This is a genomic window from Mycobacterium sp. ML4, assembly GCF_054515735.1.
Genome location: NZ_JBTNSY010000005.1, coordinates 157,604 through 175,019, shown reverse-complemented (window position 1 = coordinate 175,019; position 17,416 = coordinate 157,604). Strand labels below are relative to the sequence as shown.

The 17,416-nt window shown below is 67.3% G+C and carries 14 protein-coding genes; 5 read left to right on the top strand and 9 right to left on the bottom strand.

The genetic code is table 11. The features are described 5' to 3' along the window. Positions 1–14 precede the first annotated feature (14 nt). From murI to clpS, 7 genes are all read right to left on the bottom strand, one after another. Entirely contained in the window at positions 15–830 is an 816-nt protein-coding gene (gene murI, locus ACX9NE_RS07195; RefSeq protein WP_459361003.1) for a glutamate racemase, read from the bottom strand. After that, on the bottom strand, positions 827–1,486 hold the full coding sequence (locus tag ACX9NE_RS07190) for a rhomboid family intramembrane serine protease (RefSeq protein WP_459361002.1): 660 nt from the start codon (positions 1,484–1,486) through the stop codon (positions 827–829). The genes murI and ACX9NE_RS07190 overlap by 4 nt, the downstream gene beginning before the upstream one ends. A 73-nt stretch (positions 1,487–1,559) precedes the next feature. Beyond that, positions 1,560–1,841, bottom strand: a complete 282-nt coding sequence (locus ACX9NE_RS07185; protein WP_459361001.1) for a MoaD/ThiS family protein — start codon at positions 1,839–1,841, stop codon at positions 1,560–1,562. After that, positions 1,838–2,284 (bottom strand): M67 family metallopeptidase, encoded by a 447-nt coding sequence (locus ACX9NE_RS07180; protein ID WP_459361000.1) that lies wholly within the window; start codon positions 2,282–2,284, stop codon positions 1,838–1,840. The genes ACX9NE_RS07185 and ACX9NE_RS07180 overlap by 4 nt, the downstream gene beginning before the upstream one ends. Positions 2,285–2,288: 4 nt before the next feature. Next, on the bottom strand, positions 2,289–3,320 hold the full coding sequence (locus ACX9NE_RS07175) for a P1 family peptidase (RefSeq protein WP_459360999.1): 1,032 nt from the start codon (positions 3,318–3,320) through the stop codon (positions 2,289–2,291). Further along, positions 3,317–3,904, bottom strand: coding sequence for an oxidative stress transcriptional regulator AosR (gene aosR / locus ACX9NE_RS07170; RefSeq protein WP_459360998.1), 588 nt, complete (start codon positions 3,902–3,904; stop codon positions 3,317–3,319). Before aosR ends, ACX9NE_RS07175 begins: the two co-directional genes overlap by 4 nt. A gap of 25 nt (positions 3,905–3,929) precedes the next feature. Beyond that, positions 3,930–4,235, bottom strand: coding sequence for an ATP-dependent Clp protease adapter ClpS (clpS, locus tag ACX9NE_RS07165; protein WP_459360997.1), 306 nt, complete (start codon positions 4,233–4,235; stop codon positions 3,930–3,932). Between the two features lie 54 nt (positions 4,236–4,289). On the opposite strand from clpS, the gene ACX9NE_RS07160 reads away from it, so the two are divergent. After that, the gene (locus ACX9NE_RS07160) at positions 4,290–5,588 is read left to right on the top strand and encodes a nicotinate phosphoribosyltransferase (protein WP_459360996.1); all 1,299 of its coding nucleotides are present in this window, start codon (positions 4,290–4,292) and stop codon (positions 5,586–5,588) included. A gap of 15 nt (positions 5,589–5,603) precedes the next feature. After that, positions 5,604–7,604, top strand: coding sequence for an ATP-dependent DNA helicase (locus ACX9NE_RS07155; protein WP_459360995.1), 2,001 nt, complete (start codon positions 5,604–5,606; stop codon positions 7,602–7,604). A gap of 36 nt (positions 7,605–7,640) precedes the next feature. On the opposite strand, the gene ACX9NE_RS07150 is transcribed toward ACX9NE_RS07155, so the two are convergent. Continuing rightward, positions 7,641–10,223 (bottom strand): glycosyltransferase family 1 protein, encoded by a 2,583-nt coding sequence (locus tag ACX9NE_RS07150; protein WP_459360994.1) that lies wholly within the window; start codon positions 10,221–10,223, stop codon positions 7,641–7,643. A gap of 257 nt (positions 10,224–10,480) precedes the next feature. Here ACX9NE_RS07150 and ACX9NE_RS07145 point away from each other — a divergent pair, with 257 nt between their 5' ends. From ACX9NE_RS07145 to ACX9NE_RS07135, 3 genes are all read left to right on the top strand, one after another. Then, positions 10,481–12,556 carry an alpha-1,4-glucan--maltose-1-phosphate maltosyltransferase gene (locus ACX9NE_RS07145; RefSeq protein WP_459360993.1) on the top strand — a complete coding sequence of 692 codons (2,076 nt, stop codon included), beginning with the start codon at positions 10,481–10,483 and terminating at the stop codon, positions 12,554–12,556. 6 nt (positions 12,557–12,562) lie between these two features. Next, a complete protein-coding gene (gene glgB / locus ACX9NE_RS07140; RefSeq protein WP_459360992.1) occupies positions 12,563–14,758 on the top strand; it encodes a 1,4-alpha-glucan branching protein GlgB in 2,196 nt (731 codons plus the stop codon). A 142-nt stretch (positions 14,759–14,900) separates the two neighbouring features. Next, entirely contained in the window at positions 14,901–16,424 is a 1,524-nt protein-coding gene (locus ACX9NE_RS07135; protein WP_459360991.1) for a PE family protein, read from the top strand. A gap of 34 nt (positions 16,425–16,458) precedes the next feature. Here ACX9NE_RS07135 and ACX9NE_RS07130 read toward each other — a convergent pair whose 3' ends face one another. Then, positions 16,459–17,391, bottom strand: coding sequence for a tetratricopeptide repeat protein (locus ACX9NE_RS07130; RefSeq protein WP_459360990.1), 933 nt, complete (start codon positions 17,389–17,391; stop codon positions 16,459–16,461). Between the last annotated feature and the right edge of the window lie 25 nt (positions 17,392–17,416).

The window sequence follows — 17,416 nt, the reverse complement described above, 5'->3', positions numbered from 1 at the left end:
AATCACCGGTGCGTTCATGAGACGGAGGTCTGGCGCGCGGGTTCGACGCCGACCACGGCCGGCCCGAGGAATCGTGAGGCAAGTTTGGTGAACGCCCCGGGATCTCCGGTGGCTTCGAACACGCGGGTGGCGGGCGGCCCGTCATGAGGCCGCAGCAGGTCGAGCTTGGTGAGCACACGCAGCACCTGCTTGGCGGTCTCCTCGGCACTGGAGACCAGCGTGACGTTCTCCCCCATCACGAGCTGGATCAGTCCGGACAGCAACGGATAGTGCGTGCAACCAAGCACAAGGGTGTCGACCTCGGCCCGTTGCAGCGGCTCCAGGTATCCCTCGGCAAGACCCAGCACCTGACGACCGCTGGTGACGCCGCGCTCGACGAAGTCGACGAAGCGCGGGCACGCCACGGCGGTGATCTCGGTGTCGCGTGCGGCCGCAAACGCATCCTGGTAAGCGTGCGATGTGATGGTGGCCCGGGTGCCGATCACCCCGATGCGGCCGTTGCGGGTGGCTGCGACCGCCCGGCGCACCGCCGGCAGGATCACTTCGATGACCGGAACGTCGTAACGCTCCCGCGCATCCCGCAGGCAGGCAGCCGAGGCGGAGTTGCACGCGATCACCAGCGCCTTGACTCCCCGGCCAACCAGGTCGTCACCGATCTTCAGTGCGTGTGCGCGGATCTCCGGGATAGTCAGCGGTCCATACGGTCCGTTGCCGGTGTCCCCGACGTAGATGATGTCCTCGTCGGGAAGTTGGTCGATGATCGCCCGAGCGACGGTGAGCCCCCCGACTCCGGAGTCGAAGACTCCGACAGGAGCCAGCGGCGAACTCATATCTTCGAGTGTGGCGCGCGGAGAGCCTTCTTCCGCTCGCGGGCTTTGCGTTCGGGGGCCGACAACAGATATGCCGCCATCACACCGGCGATCGCACCACACAGGTGGCCCTGCCAAGACACCCCGCCGCATACCCCGAGCACCGGCAAAGCGCCGAGCAGGACACCGCCGTAAGCGAACAGCACCACCAGACCGATGATGATGTCCCAGACCTGGCGCACGAAAATTCCGAACACCAACAGGAAGGCGAGCCAGCCGAAGATCAGGCCGGAGGCTCCGATGTGGTCGGTGGGACCGCAGCTGCTACCGACGTTGCCGATCAGCCAGGTCCCGAGGCCGCCGAGGATCCAGATGATCGCCGTGGCCCATACGAACCGGGACAACCCGGCCAATGTCATCAGAAAGCCCAGCACCAGCATCGGGACGGTGTTGGCGATCAGATGCTGCCAGTTGGCGTGCAACACCGGGGCGAAGACGATGCCCCACAGGCCATCGGTGGTCAGTGGTCTGATGCCGTTGCGGTCCAAACGGCCACCGCTGAGCTGGTCGAGCAGCTCGACGACGTACAGCAGCGCCACGAAGGTGATGATGGTCGTCGCACCGACCACCCACCCCGGCTTCTTATTCGACTGCGTCGCCGGCGCTCGCTTGTTCATCTGCGCGGCTCCTTGTCGATTGCATTGTTTCTGAGCATCCAGGTTACCGGCGTGGCCGCCACGGGCTGCTCGATCACCCGCCCGCGACCGCGGGCAGGATGGTGACCGAGTCGCCGTCCGCGACGGCAGTGTCCAAACCGCCGGAGTACCGCACATCCTCGTCGTTGACGTAGATGTTCACAAAGCGGTGCAGGCGGCCCGGGGAAGACTTGTCGATGAGCCGATCCGAGATGCCCGAATAGTTGGCTTCCAGGTCTTTGATGACGGCACCCAGCGTCTCGCCGCTGGCCGAGACGCGCTTCTCGCCACCGGTGTGGGGTCGAAGAATGGTCGGAATGGTGACGGTGACGGTCATGCTGGCCTTCCTGTCGGGCGTGCTCCGTACTGCTCGACGATGTCAACAGGTTCCTCGCGCACGATGCCGTTGACAATGCGGAAGCTGCGCAGCTCGTGCCGGTGCGGATCGCGGGTGGCCACCACCACATAGTGCGCGTCGGGTTCGGCCGCCAGGTCAATATCCGTGCGACTCGGATATGCCTCGCCGCTCGGGTGTGAGTGGTAGATGACGACGGGCGCCTCATCCGCACGCTCCAGCGCCCGCCACACCCTCAGTTGCTCGCCGGAGTCGAATCGGTAGAACGTCGGCGATCGCTCGGCGTTGGTCATCGGGATATGCCGCTCCGGGCGGCCAGAACCGTACGGTCCGGCCAGTACACCGCAGACTTCGTCGGGGTGGTCGCGGCGGGCATGAGCGACCATCGCATCAACCAGGTCGGCGCGTATCACCAACACGAACATGCCTTCATCGCCCGAACGCCCCCGGCAACACGTCACGGTAAGCGGGGATTGCGGCCACCGACTGCGCTGCGATCACTCCGTCCAGCACCGCACGGCCCAGACAGTCGGCCGCGGCTGCACACACCGTGGTGAGCAGACCCGTCTCCGGCGACAACGCGGCGGGGGTCTCGGCCGACGGGGGGACTTCAACCGCGCCGGTGGCCAACGCGAAGACGGTGTCGCCGTCCAGCGGCGTGTGGGCGGGTCGCAGCGTACGGGCCAGGCCGTCGTGCGCGGCGATCGCCACCCGGCGGCATGCCGCGGGGCTCAAGGCCGCGTCCGTGGCGACCACCGCGATCGTCGTGTTGAGCTCGCTGAGTGGACTGGGCAACTGCGCCAGCGCCTCGATCTGTTCGGCCGGCGGCGGTACAAGCGCGAACTCATCGACCAACTCGGCCATCCACGGCAGCCCCGTGCCCGGGTTGACGGCTTCGCCGGCGGCGTTCACCACCGCCAGCGCGCCCACGGTGACGCCCGATGGCAGCGTGACCGAAGCCGTCCCAACGCCGCCCTTGAGCACTCCGGCACGGGCCCCGACGCCGGCACCCACCGTCCCCGCTGCGACCGCCGGGCCCGAGCCGTCCGCCGCTTGGCATGCCGCATACCCGAACTCCGCGGTCGGCCGGCACCCCCAACCTCCAACCGGCAGATCGAAGATCACCGCACCGGGCACGATCGGTACCACTCCGGCGCCCATCGCCACGCCTCGCTGCTGTTCCTCCAGCCAGCGCATGACGCCGTCGGCGGCCGCGAGGCCGAAGGCGCTACCGCCGGCCAGCAGCACCGCGTCCACGTATCGCACGCTGTTGACGGGGTCGAGCAGATCGGTCTCCCGGGTTCCCGGCGCACCGCCACGGCAATCGACTGCACCCACCGTCCCCGGCGGCGGCAACACGACGGTGACACCGCATGCCCATCCTTCTCCCAGGGTCGCGTCCGGGTCCAGCCGGTGAAAGTGGCCGACGCGGATCCCGCCGACGTCGGTGATGGAGCTCATCCGGCGGGCTTACCCATCAGCACCAGGACCAGGTATTCCTGCAACACCGTCAGCCACTGGTAGACGTCGAAGTGCGCGGCCAGCGGGTGGTCGGCGGGCAGGCGTTCGGGGCCCTGCGGGCCGATTTCGAGCATCACGCCCAAGGTCAACCGAAGGTCGTTGACGGCCGATACCCAGGCGTTGGCGTTGTCCTCCGTCAGCTCGAATCTGCCGCCGTTGTTAGGCAGGGTGTCCAGCAACTGTTGCGCCGCAACCCGTTTGGCCTCGATGATCTCCGGCTCGTGCAGGCTGCGCAACGCCGAGTTGAGCGCCTCCGAGGCCTCGAGGGTCAGTGGATCACCTTCGTCTTTGCGGTAGAAATCCGGTAGCAGACGCCCGAGCGTCGCGTCGGCCGGGCGCTGTGAGTGGCCGGTCTTGATTCCCGTGATCTCCTCGAGTTCGTCGGACGGCGAGGTGGACTGGCGTTCGTCGAGCAAGCCGACCATGGCGCCTACCAGGTTCTGCAACAGGGCCGCCTCATGCGGCGCCAGCGACGACCGGAAACGGGGACCGTTGCGGGTTTCGACGCGCTTCCATTTGCGCACTGTCAGTCCCGGATACTTACGGAACTCACCGGTCCTGCTGCATCGTCGCCCATAAGCCCGCGGCATGCAGCTTTGACACGTCGATCTCCATCGATTCCCGACTACCCGAGGACACCACGGCCTTTCCCTCGTTGTGCACCTGCAGCATCAGTTTGGTGGCGTGCGGCTCGCTGTAGCCGAACAGCTTCTGGAAGACGTACGTCACGTAGGTCATCAGGTTGACCGGGTCGTCCCAGACGATGGTGACCCACGGACTCGTCGTAGCTTCGACCGGTGTCGATTCGCGTTGCCCGGTGCTGCCCGGCTTGGCCGGCGCTATCGCTACAACCATGCGCCAAGGATACCGAGCCCGACCCGTCTTGCAGCCAGCCGATACCTTGGCGATGTGAACGACTCGGTATTGGCTGGCCTGCTGACCGACAGATACGAGTTGACCATGCTGGCCGCAGCCCTGCGCGACGGCACCGCGCACCGGCGCACCTCGTGGGAGGTGTTCGCGCGGCGGCTGCCGGCGGGCCGGCGCTACGGGGTGGTCGCGGGAACCGGCCGACTGCTGGAAACCTTGTCGCAGTTCAGGTTCGACGACGACGCCTGCGAGTTGCTGTCCGAGTTCCTCGATGCGGACACGGTGGGATTTTTGCGGGAGTTCCGCTTTCGGGGTGACATCGACGGATACGCCGAGGGCGAGCTGTACTTCCCTTACTCGCCGGTGTTGTCGGTGCACGGAAGCTTCGCCGAGTGCGTGCTGATCGAAACCCTGGTCCTGTCCATCTTCAACCACGACACCGCTATCGCATCGGCCGCTGCCCGCATGGTCAGCGCCGCCGGCGACCGCCCGGTGATCGAGATGGGGTCGCGACGCACTCACGAGCGTGCCGCCGTGGCGGCGGCCCGTGCCGCCTACATCGCCGGTTTCGCCGGCACCTCGAATCTGCAGGCGCAGCGCCGCTACGGCGTGCCGACCGTCGGCACCGCAGCGCACGCGTTCACCATGGTGCATACCACGGTGCACGGGCCTGACGAGCTGGCGGCATTTCGCGCGCAGGTCGATGCGCTGGGGCCCGACACCACGTTGTTGGTGGACACCTACGACGTGACGGCAGGCGTGGCCAACGCCGTGGCCGCCGCAGGTCCGCCATTGGGCGCCGTCCGGATCGACTCCGGCGACCTCGCCGTACTGGCCCACCGGGTTCGTGCCCAACTCGACGAACTGGGTGCCGGCAAAACCCGTATCGTGCTGTCCGGCGATCTCGACGAGTTCTCCATCGCGGGACTGCTCGCCGCTCCGGTCGACAGCTACGGTGTCGGCACGTCGTTGGTCACCGGATCGGGCGCGCCGACAGCAAGCATGGTCTACAAACTGGTTGAGGTGGACGGCATCGCAGTACAGAAACGCAGTAGCCAGAAGCAGTCCAGCGGCGGCCGCAAGGCGGCCCTGCGGCTGGCTCGTCCGACAGGGACCATCACCGAGGAGATCGTGCACCCCTTCCAGCGGCCGCCTGCCGTGGGAGAACCGCACCGGTTGCTGACGACGCCGCTGGTGCGCGCCGGAGAAGTCGTCGTTCAGACCGATCTGGCGGCGGCGCGAGAGTTGGTGACGTCGGGTTTGCGCAGTCTGCCGTGGGAGGGCTTGAAATTGTCGCCGGGCGAACCGGCGATCCCGACGCAGACCATCCCGTCCTGACCGGTAGTAGGTGCTGTGGCTGAGTCCGTGGAATCGCTGCTGGCGATCGCCGTCGCCGCGCTGGGCGGCAGCGAACGGCGCGGCCAGCGGAAAATGGCGACTGCAGTCGCGCAGGCCTTCGAAACGGGTGAGCATCTTGTCGTGCAGGCCGGCACCGGCACCGGCAAATCACTTGCCTACCTGGTTCCCGCGATTGTCCGGGCGATCAGCGATGACGCGCCGGTCGTGGTGTCCACCGCAACGATCGCGTTGCAGCGCCAACTCGTCGACCGCGACCTGCCGCGGCTGGCCGAGTCACTGGCCGGCGCGTTGCCCCGCCGCGTGACCTTCGCGTTGCTCAAAGGACGCCGAAACTATCTGTGCCTGAACAAGATTTATGACGGCGGCGCTGGCGAAGAGGCCGACGACCGCCCACAGGAGGAACTGTTCAACCCGATGGCGGTCACCGCGCTGGGCCGCGACGTGCAGCGCCTCACCGAATGGTCGGCGGCCACCGACACCGGTGACCGCGACGACCTGAAGCCCGGGGTGCCGGACCGGTCGTGGTCCCAGGTCAGCGTTTCCGCGCGGGAATGCATCGGCGTCGCGCGCTGCCCTTTCGGCGCCGAGTGTTTCTCCGAACGAGCGCGGGCGCACGCCGGGAGCGCCGATGTGGTCGTCACCAACCACGCGCTGCTGGCGATCGACGCGGTTTCGGACTCGGCGGTGTTACCCGAACACACCTTGCTCGTGGTCGACGAGGCGCACGAACTGGCTGATCGGGTGACATCGGTGGCCACTGCAGAGCTGACGTCGGCCACCTTGGGCGCGGCTGCGCGGCGCATCGCCCGCCTGGTCCGCCCGGAACTGGTGGAACGTCTGGAGGCCGCTTCGGCGACTTTCTCCTCGGCGATACATGACTTCCGACCCGGCCGCATCGATCATCTCGACGACGAGTTGGCGACCTACCTGACCGCGTTGCGCGACGCTGCCAGCGCGGCGCGTTCGGCGATCGAGGGCACCAACGATCCGCGCGCGGCGGCGGCCCGCGCGGAAGCGGCCGCGGCGTTGGTCGAGATCTCCGATACAGCCGCCCGAGTACTTGATTCGTTCGTGCCTGCGATACCCGATCGCGTCGACATCGTCTGGCTGGATCACGAGGACAACCGGGGAACGCAGCGCGCGGTGCTCCGTGTGGCGCCCCTGTCCGTGGCCGGGCTGCTCAGTGCCAAGGTCTTCTCCCGGTCTACCGCGGTACTGACCTCGGCGACTCTGACCGTCGGCGGGGCTTTCGACGCGATGGCCGAGGCGTGGGGTCTGGCAGGCTCGGACACCGCCTGGCGGGGTCTCGATGTGGGGTCGCCGTTCAGCCATGCGAAATCGGGGATCTTGTACGTCGCCGCGCATCTGCCACGCCCGGGCCGCGAAGGCACCGGCTCGGCCGAACAACTGACCGAGATTGCGGAGTTGATCACTGCGGCGGGTGGACGGACGCTGGGCCTGTTTTCGTCGATGCGCGCGGCGCGGGCAGCCGCCGATGCCATGCGCGACCGCCTGTCCACACCGGTGCTGTGTCAGGGCGACGACAACACCTCGGCGCTGGTCGAGCAGTTCGCCGGCGATCCCGAGACGTCATTGTTCGGCACGCTGTCGCTGTGGCAGGGCGTGGATGTACCGGGCCCGTCGTTGTCATTGGTGCTGATAGACCGGATCCCGTTTCCCCGGCCCGACGACCCGCTGCTGAGCGCGCGTCAGCGCGCGGTCGCGGCGCACGGCGGCAACGGCTTCATGGCCGTCGCGGCCAGCCACGCGGCACTGCTACTGGCGCAGGGGTCGGGCAGACTGCTGCGGCGCGTCACCGACCGTGGTGTGGTCGCGGTGCTCGACTCGCGCATGGTCACCGCCCGGTACGGCGAATACCTTCGCGCATCGCTCCCGCCGTTCTGGCAGACCACCAACGCCGAGCAGGTCCGCGCCGCGCTGACGCGCTTGGCGCGCTTGGCGCGAGCAGACGCGAAATCGCACGATTCTCCCTGAGATCGTGCGACTTTGCGTCTGCTCAAGCAGGGAGACTCAGGCCAGCGTGACCAGGCCGAGCTCGCTGTTGTTGGCGAGCATCGGATGGCGTGGCAGCACCCGCACGGTGTAGCCGAGCGCCCCGGCCAGCGGCAATGGCGTGGTCGTCGAGAACACTTGGTTGCCGCCCTCGGCGCTACCGGTATAGGTCATCTCTACGGTGACGGGATCCAACAGCTCATCGCCACTGTCGACCCGGCCCAGTACGGCCTGCACCGTCACTTCCTCGGGCGCCATACCGGCCAGTTGCACGGTCGCTGTCAATGTCAGCTTCGATCCGAGCAGCGGGGTATCCGGGAGGCCGGTGCTGTCGACGTCGGTCACCACGATCCGAGGCCAAGCGGCCTCGGCCCGCCTCCGGTAAGCGGTCAATTCACGGGCGGGCTCGAAGGCCCCACCCGTCACGGTGTTGCGCAACGACTGCGCCGCCGGCGTGTAGTAGTGCTCGACGTAATCGGTGACCATCCGCGAGGCCAGCACCTTGGGGCCGAGCGTCTGCAGAGTGTGCCGCACCATCTCGATCCAGCGCGGCGGCACCCCGTGATCGTCGCGTTCGTAGAACTTCGGTGCCACGGCCTGCTCCAGCAGGTTATAGAGCGCGGTGGCCTCCAGGTCGTCACGACGGTCTTCACTGGCGACGCCGTCCGCCGACGGTATCTCCCACCCGTTTTCGCCGTCGTACCACTCATCCCACCAGCCGTCGCGGATCGACAGGTTCAGCCCGCCGTTGAGCGCGCTCTTCATTCCCGATGTGCCGCAGGCCTCCAGCGGCCGCAGCGGATTGTTCAGCCAGACGTCGCAGCCCCAGTAGAGCAGCCGAGCCATCGACATGTCGTAGTTGGGCAGGAAGGCAATCCGGTGCCGCACCTCCGGCCGGTCGGCAAACCGCACCACCTGCTGAATCAGCGCCTTGCCTCCGTCGTCGGCCGGGTGCGACTTTCCCGCGACGATCAGCTGAATCGGCCGTTCCTCGTCGAGCAGCAGTCGCTCCAGCCTATCCGGGTCGCGCAGCATCAGGGTCAGCCGCTTGTATGTCGGGACCCGGCGCGCGAATCCCACGGTGAGCACATCGGGGTCGAAAGCCTTTGCAATCCAACCTAGTTCAGCTTCAGACGCACCGCGCTCCAGCCACGACTGGCGCAACCGCACGCGGACGTCCTCTACCAGCAACGCCCGCAGCTGGGATCGGATCCACCACAAATGCCCGGGGTCGACCTGCTGCAGCCGCAGCCATACCGCCGGCTCACTGAACGAGTCCGACCCGGCCAACTCGCGTCCCAACTGCAGCCACTGGGGCGCGGCCCAGGTGCGGGCGTGCACGCCGTTGGTGATCGAACCGATCGGCACCTCGCCCGGGTCGAAGCCGGGCCAGAGCTCGTTGAACATCTCACGGCTCACCTGGCCGTGCAGCAACGAAACGCCGTTGGCTCGCTGCGCCAATCGCAGCCCCATGTGTGCCATGTTGAACTTCGTCGGATCGTCCTCGGCGCCCAGGGCAAGGATCCGGGCCGTCGGTACGCCCGGCAGCAGAGTGGTCACGGCGTCGCTGGAGCCGTCAAAGTAGCGCTGCACCATCTCCACCGGAAATCGATCGATGCCGGCCGGCACCGGAGTGTGGGTGGTGAAAACGGTGCTCGATCGCACCACCGTCAGGGCGGTGTCGAAGTCCAATCCGGAGTCGGTGACCAGCTCGCGAATCCGTTCGGCGCCGAGGAATCCCGCGTGGCCCTCGTTCATGTGGAAGACCTCGGGGGCGGGCCGGCCCTCGACAGCGGTGAAAGCGCGGATCGCCCGGACGCCGCCGATGCCGGCGAGTATCTCCTGTTTGATGCGGTGTTCCTGGTCGCCGCCGTAAAGGCGGTCGGTGACGCTGCGCAGTTCGTGCTCGTTCTCCGGCACATCGGAATCGAGCAGCAGCAGCGGCACCCGACCGACCTGCGCCACCCAGACCCGCGCCCGCAGTTGCGCGGAATCCGGAAGCGCCAACGCGACCAGCACCGGGTTTCCCATGGCGTCGGTAAGCAGCCGCAAGGGCAATCCCTGCGGATCCAGCGACGGGTAGGTCTCCTGCTGCCAACCGTCGGCGGTCAATGACTGCCGGAAGTAACCGGAGCGGTAGTACAGACCTACGGCGATCAGCGGCAGACCCAGATCCGAGGCGGCCTTCAGATGGTCACCGGCCAGGATCCCGAGGCCGCCGGAGTAATTGGGCAGTACTTCGGCGACGCCGAACTCCATCGAGAAGTACGCGATTCCGGTGGGCATCTCGACGCCCGCAGCTTCCTGCTGCTGATACCACAGCGGACGGGTCAAGTAGTCGTGCAAGTCGGCCGCGAGCTCATCGAGCCGGCGCAGGAACTCCCCGTCGCCCGCCAACTCGTCCAGCCGTGCCGGCTTCACCGCCCCGAGCACCGCAACCGGATCCTTACCGCACTTGGACCAAAGTTCAGGATCGATCGTCGCGAACAGGTCTTGGGTGGGTTTCTCCCACGACCAGCGCAGGTTGGTGGACAGCTGATCGAGCGCGGCGAGCCGCGCGGGAAGGTGAGCACGGACGGTAAAGCGGCGAAGGGCTTTCACGCGTCTCAACACTAGTGCGGTTTTCGCTGCATGCGCGGTTTACAGGGACCGCTTGCTCGGTGCGCTTCGGCACCCTTCGGTGTAGCCGGACACTAGGGTGGGTATGGGGCGCACAGAGGCGACGGACGACGAGCTGACGAATGAAACCCCGACGACGACCGGTGCGGCCGCCGGGGTGACCAACCCGGAACGCCCCGGCGACGATACGGCCCAACGCTGAGCCGAGGAAGAGCCGGGCAATCGAAATGGAGTGATTGGTGCCCGGTCGTGTCGAGATCGATGACGTTCAGCCCGTGGTCTCGTGCGGTACGTATCCCGCCAAAGCGGTGGTCGGTGAGGTGATCCCGGTCAGCGCCGCGGTGTGGCGCGAAGGGCACGAGGCCGTGGCGGCGACGTTGGTGGTGCGGCATCTGGGGACGCGTTACCCGCAGCTCGCCGACGCCCGGGGAATGAAGGCCGTACACGCCACTGAGCCCGATGCCGCGGTCGCCGAAAAAGTGAAACCCCGGCATTTTGCGATGACGACCGGTCTGGAGCCGTTCGTTTTTCACGGCCAGTTCGCCCCCGATCGGGTGGGATTGTGGACTTTCCGGGTAGACGGTTGGGGTGACCCGATTCATTCCTGGCGCCACGGCCTGGTCGCCAAACTCGATGCGGGTCAGGGCGAAAAAGAGCTGTCCAACGATCTTCTGGTGGGCGCGGCGCTGTTCGAGCGCGCCGCCACAGGCGTCCCCCGCCAGCAGCGCCGCCCGCTCCTGGACGCCGCCGCCGCCCTGCGCAAGCCCGGTGATCCCTTGACTCGCACCGCCCTGGCATTGGCCCCCGAGATCGAGGACCTGCTCGCCCAGTTCCCGCTGCGGGAACTGGTGACCCGCGGCCAGCAATACGGAATCTGGGTGGACCGGCCACTGGCGCGCTTCGGCTCGTGGTACGAGATGTTCCCCCGGTCCACCGGCGGACGGGACGCCGATGGGCGCCCGGTGCACGGGACTTTCACCTCAGCGGTAGCGGCCCTGCCCCGGATCGCCGAGATGGGCTTCGACGTGGTGTATCTGCCGCCGATACACCCGATCGGCAAGGTGCACCGCAAGGGCCGCAACAACAACCCGACCGCCGCACCCGGCGATGTGGGCTCCCCGTGGGCGATCGGCAGCGACGAGGGTGGGCACGATGCTGTCCATCCGGCGCTGGGCACGATCGACGACTTCGATGACTTCGTTGCTGCTACAAAGGAATTGGGTATGGAGGTGGCGCTGGACCTGGCGCTGCAGTGCGCTCCGGATCATCCGTGGGCGCGCGAACACCGCAACTGGTTCACCGAGTTGCCGGACGGCACCATCGCCTACGCGGAGAACCCTCCCAAGAAGTATCAGGACATCTACCCGCTCAACTTCGACAACGATCCGGCCGGTCTCTACAACGAGGTACTGCGGGTGGTGCGGCATTGGATCAAACACGGTGTCAAGGTGTTTCGTGTCGACAACCCCCACACCAAGCCGCCGGACTTCTGGGCCTGGCTGATCGGTCAGGTGAAAGCCGCCGACCCCGACGTCGTGTTCCTGTCCGAGGCGTTCACCCCGCCGGCCCGCCAGTACGGTCTGGCCAAGCTGGGTTTCACCCAGTCCTACAGCTACTTCACCTGGCGCACCGCCAAGTGGGAGTTGACGGAGTTCGGAAACGATATCGCCAAGCTCGCCGACTTCCGCACCCCGAACCTGTTCGTCAACACCCCGGACATTCTGCATGAGGTGTTGCAGCACAACGGCCCGGGCATGTTCGCCATCCGGGCGGTGCTGGCGGCCACCATGAGTCCGTCGTGGGGGGTGTACTCCGGCTATGAGCTGTTCGAGCACCGCGCGGTGCGGGAGGGCAGCGAGGAGTACCTGGATTCGGAGAAGTATGAATTGCGGCCCCGCGACTTCGAGGCAGCGCTGGCCGAAGGAAGGTCATTGGAGCCGTTCATCGCGCGGCTCAATGAAATTCGACGATTGCACCCGGCGCTGCAGCAGTTGCGTACCATCCACTTTCACACCGTGGACAACGACGCGTTACTGGCCTACAGCAAGTTTGACGCGGGAACCGGCGACTGTGTTCTGGTGGTGGTGACGCTCAACGCATTCGGGCCCGAAGAGGCGACGCTGTGGTTGGACATGGCGGCGCTGGGGATGGAGCCCTACGAGCGGTTCTGGGTGCGCGACGAGATCACCGGTGAGGAATACCAATGGGGGCAATCCAATTACATCCGCATTGACCCGGGCCGAGCGGTCGCCCACGTCATCAACATGCCGCTCGTACCGGAGGAATCCCGAGTCACGCTGCTGCGCAGGAGGTAAGGGCAAGTGAATCGCACCGACCAACTCGCCGGAACAGATCTGGCACCCGACCCCGCTGAAATAGCCAGCCTGACCGCGGGAACGCATCACAATCCGCACGGCGTTCTCGGCGCCCACGAGTACGGCGATCACACGGTGATCAGGGCGTTTCGGCCGCATGCGGCGAGCATCGTCGCGCTGGTGGGCGAGGATCGATTTCCGTTTCAGCACATCGACTCCGGCGTGTTCGCGGTCGCACTACCCTTCGTCGACCTCATCGACTACCGGCTCGAGGTGACCTACGACGGGTCGGACCCGCACACGGTGGCCGACGCCTACCGCTTTCTGCCCACGCTGGGCGAGGTGGATCTGCACCTGTTCGCCGAGGGACGCCATGAGCGCCTGTGGGAGGTGCTGGGCGCCCATCCCCGCTCTTTCACCACACCCGACGGCATGGTCACCGGGGTTTCGTTCGCGGTATGGGCGCCCAACGCCAAGGGCGTCAGCCTGATCGGCGACTTCAACGGCTGGACCGGAGCCGACGCCCCGATGCGGGTGCTGGGCTCGTCCGGAGTCTGGGAACTGTTCTGGCCCGACTTCCCGATCAACGGCCTGTACAAGTTCCGGGTTCACGGCGCCGACGGTGTCGTGACCGATCGTGCCGACCCGTTCGCGTTCGGTACCGAGGTGCCGCCGCAGACCGCGTCGCGGGTCACGGTCAGCGGGTACACCTGGAACGACGAGCAATGGCTGCAGCAGCGCGCTCAGCGCAACCCGGTGTTCGAGCCGATGAGCACCTACGAGGTCCACCTCGGCTCCTGGCGACCCGGACTCGGCTACCGGGAGCTCGCCGCACAGCTCACAGAATATGTTGTCGGGCAAGGGTTTACCCATGTAGAGCTACTGCCCGTCGCCGAGCATCCGTTTGGCGGATCCTGGGGTTATCAGGTGACGTCGTACTACGCGCCCTCGTCGCGTTTCGGCACCCCCGATGAATTCCGGACCTTGGTCGACGCGCTGCACCAAGCCGGCATCGGCGTCATTGTGGACTGGGTACCGGCGCACTTCCCCAAAGACGCCTGGGCGTTGGGGCGCTTCGACGGAACCCCGCTCTATGAACACTCCGACCCCAAGCGTGGCGAGCAATTAGACTGGGGAACATACGTTTTCGACTTCGGACGTCCGGAGGTGCGTAACTTCCTGGTGGCCAACGCCTTGTACTGGCTAAAGGAGTTCCACATGGACGGCTTGCGGGTCGATGCGGTCGCGTCGATGCTGTACCTGGACTATTCGCGTCCCGAAGGGGGTTGGACCCCCAATATCTACGGTGGGCGTGAGAACCTCGAGGCGGTGCAATTCCTGCAGGAGATGAACGCCACCGCCCACAAGGCCGCACCGGGCATCGTCACCATCGCCGAGGAGTCGACGTCGTGGCCCGGTGTCACGCGGCCGACCAGCCTTGGCGGCCTGGGTTTTTCGATGAAGTGGAACATGGGCTGGATGCACGACACGCTCGCCTACTTCAGCCGCGATCCGATTTATCGCACCTACCACCACCACGAGATGACGTTCTCGATGCTGTACGCGTTCAGCGAGAACTACGTGCTGCCGCTCAGCCACGACGAGGTGGTGCACGGCAAGGGCACGCTGTGGGGGCGGATGCCCGGCGACAACCACGCCAAGGCGGCCGGATTACGCAGTCTGCTCGCCTACCAGTGGGCACACCCCGGCAAGCAGTTGTTGTTCATGGGCCAGGAATTCGGCCAGCGCGCCGAGTGGTCAGAGGAACGCGGACTGGATTGGTGGCAGCTGGACGAGCAGGGCTTCTCCAACGGCGTGCTGCGCCTGGTGCGAGACATCAACGGGATTTACTCGAGCCACCCCGCGCTGTGGAGCAGGGACACCACACCGGAGGGCTATTCGTGGATCGATGCCAACGACTCGGCCAACAACGTGTTGAGCTTCCTGCGCTACGGCAGCGACGGCTCGGTGCTCGCATGCGTGTTCAACTTCGCCGGAGCTGAACACAGCAACTACCGCCTGGGCCTGCCGCAGGCCGGCCGCTGGCGGGAAGTGCTCAACACCGACGCGACCGTCTACAACGGTTCGGGAATCGGCAACCTCGGCGGCGTCGACGCTACCGACGACCCGTGGCACGGCCGTCCGGCGTCCGCGGTACTTGTGTTGCCGCCGCTTTCGGCAATCTGGCTGGAACCCGCCTGATTTCGTTTCCCTGACCCGGAACCGAAATCGCTTACCAAACTCCAAGTTTGGTCGCCGAATCGGCAAACCTGTGGCGCCGGATCGCGATATGCTTCCGTGCCGCCACCCATCGATGGCGGTCGGGCCGTTGAAGGGTGGCAAGATGTCTTTTGTATTCACCGTGCCGGGAATGGTGTCGGGGGCAGCTACGGATGTGGCGAACATCGGAGTGATTCTCGGCGAGGCCAACGCCGCGGCCGCCGCCGCCACCACGAACGTAATGGCCGCCGGTGCTGATGAAGTATCGGCCGCCATCGCCGCGATATTCGGCGCGCACGCCGAGACCTATCACACGCTCAGCGCTCAAGCCGCGGCGTTCCACGCTCAGTTCGTCCAGAACATGACCACGGGCGCGGCGTCATATACCGCGGCCGAAGCTGCGAACGCATCGCCAATTCAGCAGCTGCTCAACCTGATCAACACACCCACGGAGCTGTTGTTGGGACGTCCGCTGATCGGAAACGGCACCGACGCGGGGGTGGGGACCGGGGCCAGGGGCGGGGATGGTGGACTCTTGATCGGCAATGGCGGAGCCGGTGGGTCCGGCGGCATCGGCCAAGCCGGCGGCGCCGGCGGCAACGCGGGCCTGTTAGGTAACGGAGGGCCGGGAGGGGCCGGTGGTACCGCTGCACTTATCAATGGCACCGGCGGCGCCGGTGGTGCAGGCGGTGCCGGCGGCCTGCTGTTCGGTAACGGCGGTGCCGGAGGCGGCGGCGGAATCGGCGGGACGGGCACCGGAACCGGTGGAGCAGGGGGCGCCGGCGGCGCGGGCGTGCTGTTCGGCGGCGGCGGGGCGGGCGGCGACGGGGGCGTCGGCGCCGGCGGCGGAGCCGGCGGCGCCGGTGGAGCCAACGGGGTGCTCGGGCTGTTGAGCTCCGGCGGCACCGGCGGCGCCGGCGGCAGTGGGGTCGGGGGTACCGCAGGTGGCGCCGGTGGCGCCGGCGGGGCCAGTCTGCTGGTCGGTGGCGGCGGCGCCGGCGGCACCGGCGGCGAAGGCTTCCTCGGCGCGGCCGGTGGTGCCGGCGGTACGGGCGGTAACGCCGGCGTGTTGTCCGGCCCGGGCGGCAGCGGCGGCGACGGGGGCTTCGGCTTCAAATCCGCCGCCGGCGCCGGCGGCAACGGCGGCAACGGCGGTTGGTTCGGCACCGGCGGATCTGGCGGCAGGGGGGGCAACGGCTTCGAAGCCGGCTCCATTGGCGGAACGGGCGGAGTCGGCGGGGCCGGGGGCTTGTTCTTCGGTGACGGCGGATACGGCGGCGTCGGGGGCGCCGCCGATACCAGCGGAGTCGGTGGGGCGGGCGGCGCAGCGGGCCTTTTGGCCGGCAACGGCGGCACCGGTGGCGCAGGCGGGCTCGGTCAGAACGGCGACGGTGGCGCCGGCGGCGCCGGCGGCAAGGCCGGATTGTTCGGCAATGGCGGCGTCGGCGGTACCGGCGGTGCGACCTTCGTCGCCGGCGCTGCCGGTGGGGCCGGCGGAGCCGGTGGCAACGCCGTCTTCTACGGCAACGGCGGCAACGGCGGCAACGGCGGCGGCGGCTTCGTCGCCACGACGCCGGGCAAGGGCGGGGTCGGTGGCGCCGCCGGCCTGATCGGACTGCCCGGCGTCAATGGCCAACCGGGCCTGTAGCCGGCCTGGGCCGCGTGGCTCGCGGAAGGACCGGTCAGTACAGCGCGTTGGCGAGGTTGCGCCGTCCGGCGACCACCTCCGGGTCGGCCGGGTCGAAGAGTTCGAACAGCTCGATGAGCCGGGTACGCACCCGACTGCGGTCGTCCCCGGATGTCCGGCGCACCAACGCGGTCAACCGCTCGAAGGCCGCCGCGACATCCTGGTTGAGGATTTGGATGTCGGCAGCCGCGAAAGCGGCATCGATGTCATCAGGTGCCGCATCGGCTGACGCAACCGAGTTCGGCGGCTGCGCTGTGGCGCGGGTGAGGAATTCGATCTGGCGGATGGCCGCCTTGGCCTCCACACTCCCCGGATCGGCACTCAGGACCGCTTCATAGGACTCTCTGGCCGCCTCGAAATCGCCGGCCTCCAGTTGCTGGCGCGCTTGGGCGACCACCGGATCGACCTCTTCCGGTTGCCCCGAGCCCGGCGCGCCTCGCAGTTTGCCCGCCGTCGCGTCGATCAGCGAGTCGATCCAGCGCCGCAGCTGATCGGCCGGCTGTGGACCTTGAAAACTTGAAACTGGTTGCGCTGCGGCCAGTGCCACGACGGTGGGGACTGCCTGTACACCGAAGATCCGGGCGATTCCCGGCGCGGCATCGACGTTGGCCGCCGCCAATGCCCAGGTGCCGTTGTCGTCGGCGGCCAGCCCGGCCAGCGTCTCAAGCAAGTCGACGCACACCTCACTGCGCGGGGACCACAGCAAGACCACAACCGGTACCTCATCGGACCGATTGATCACCTCGTGCTCGAAATTTGTCTCGGTGACCTGAATGATCTCCTGGCCACCGGGACCGCCCGGGCCGACGCGTTCGCCGGGAGGTCCTTGCGACGCCTCGCTGGCCTTCTGTTGAGCGCGCTGCTTGAGGCCGGACAGGTCGACCGCACCGGCCAACGCTGGCCCCATCGAGGGTCGGGGACGTGTCACGCCGTCAAGTCTGTCACGCCGTTCT

Bases quoted from the DNA above. Each gene is read 5' to 3' on its own strand.
- ACX9NE_RS07180 (WP_459361000.1), bottom strand. From the start codon at position 2,284: ATGTTCGTGTTGGTGATACGCGCCGACCTGGTTGATGCGATGGTCGCT.
- murI (WP_459361003.1), bottom strand. From the start codon at position 830: ATGAGTTCGCCGCTGGCTCCTGTCGGAGTCTTCGACTCCGGAGTCGGG.
- ACX9NE_RS07185 (WP_459361001.1), bottom strand. From the start codon at position 1,841: ATGACCGTCACCGTCACCATTCCGACCATTCTTCGACCCCACACCGGT.
- ACX9NE_RS07190 (WP_459361002.1), bottom strand. From the start codon at position 1,486: ATGAACAAGCGAGCGCCGGCGACGCAGTCGAATAAGAAGCCGGGGTGG.
- clpS (WP_459360997.1), bottom strand. From the start codon at position 4,235: ATGGTTGTAGCGATAGCGCCGGCCAAGCCGGGCAGCACCGGGCAACGC.
- ACX9NE_RS07135 (WP_459360991.1), top strand. From the start codon at position 14,901: ATGTCTTTTGTATTCACCGTGCCGGGAATGGTGTCGGGGGCAGCTACG.
- ACX9NE_RS07175 (WP_459360999.1), bottom strand. From the start codon at position 3,320: ATGAGCTCCATCACCGACGTCGGCGGGATCCGCGTCGGCCACTTTCAC.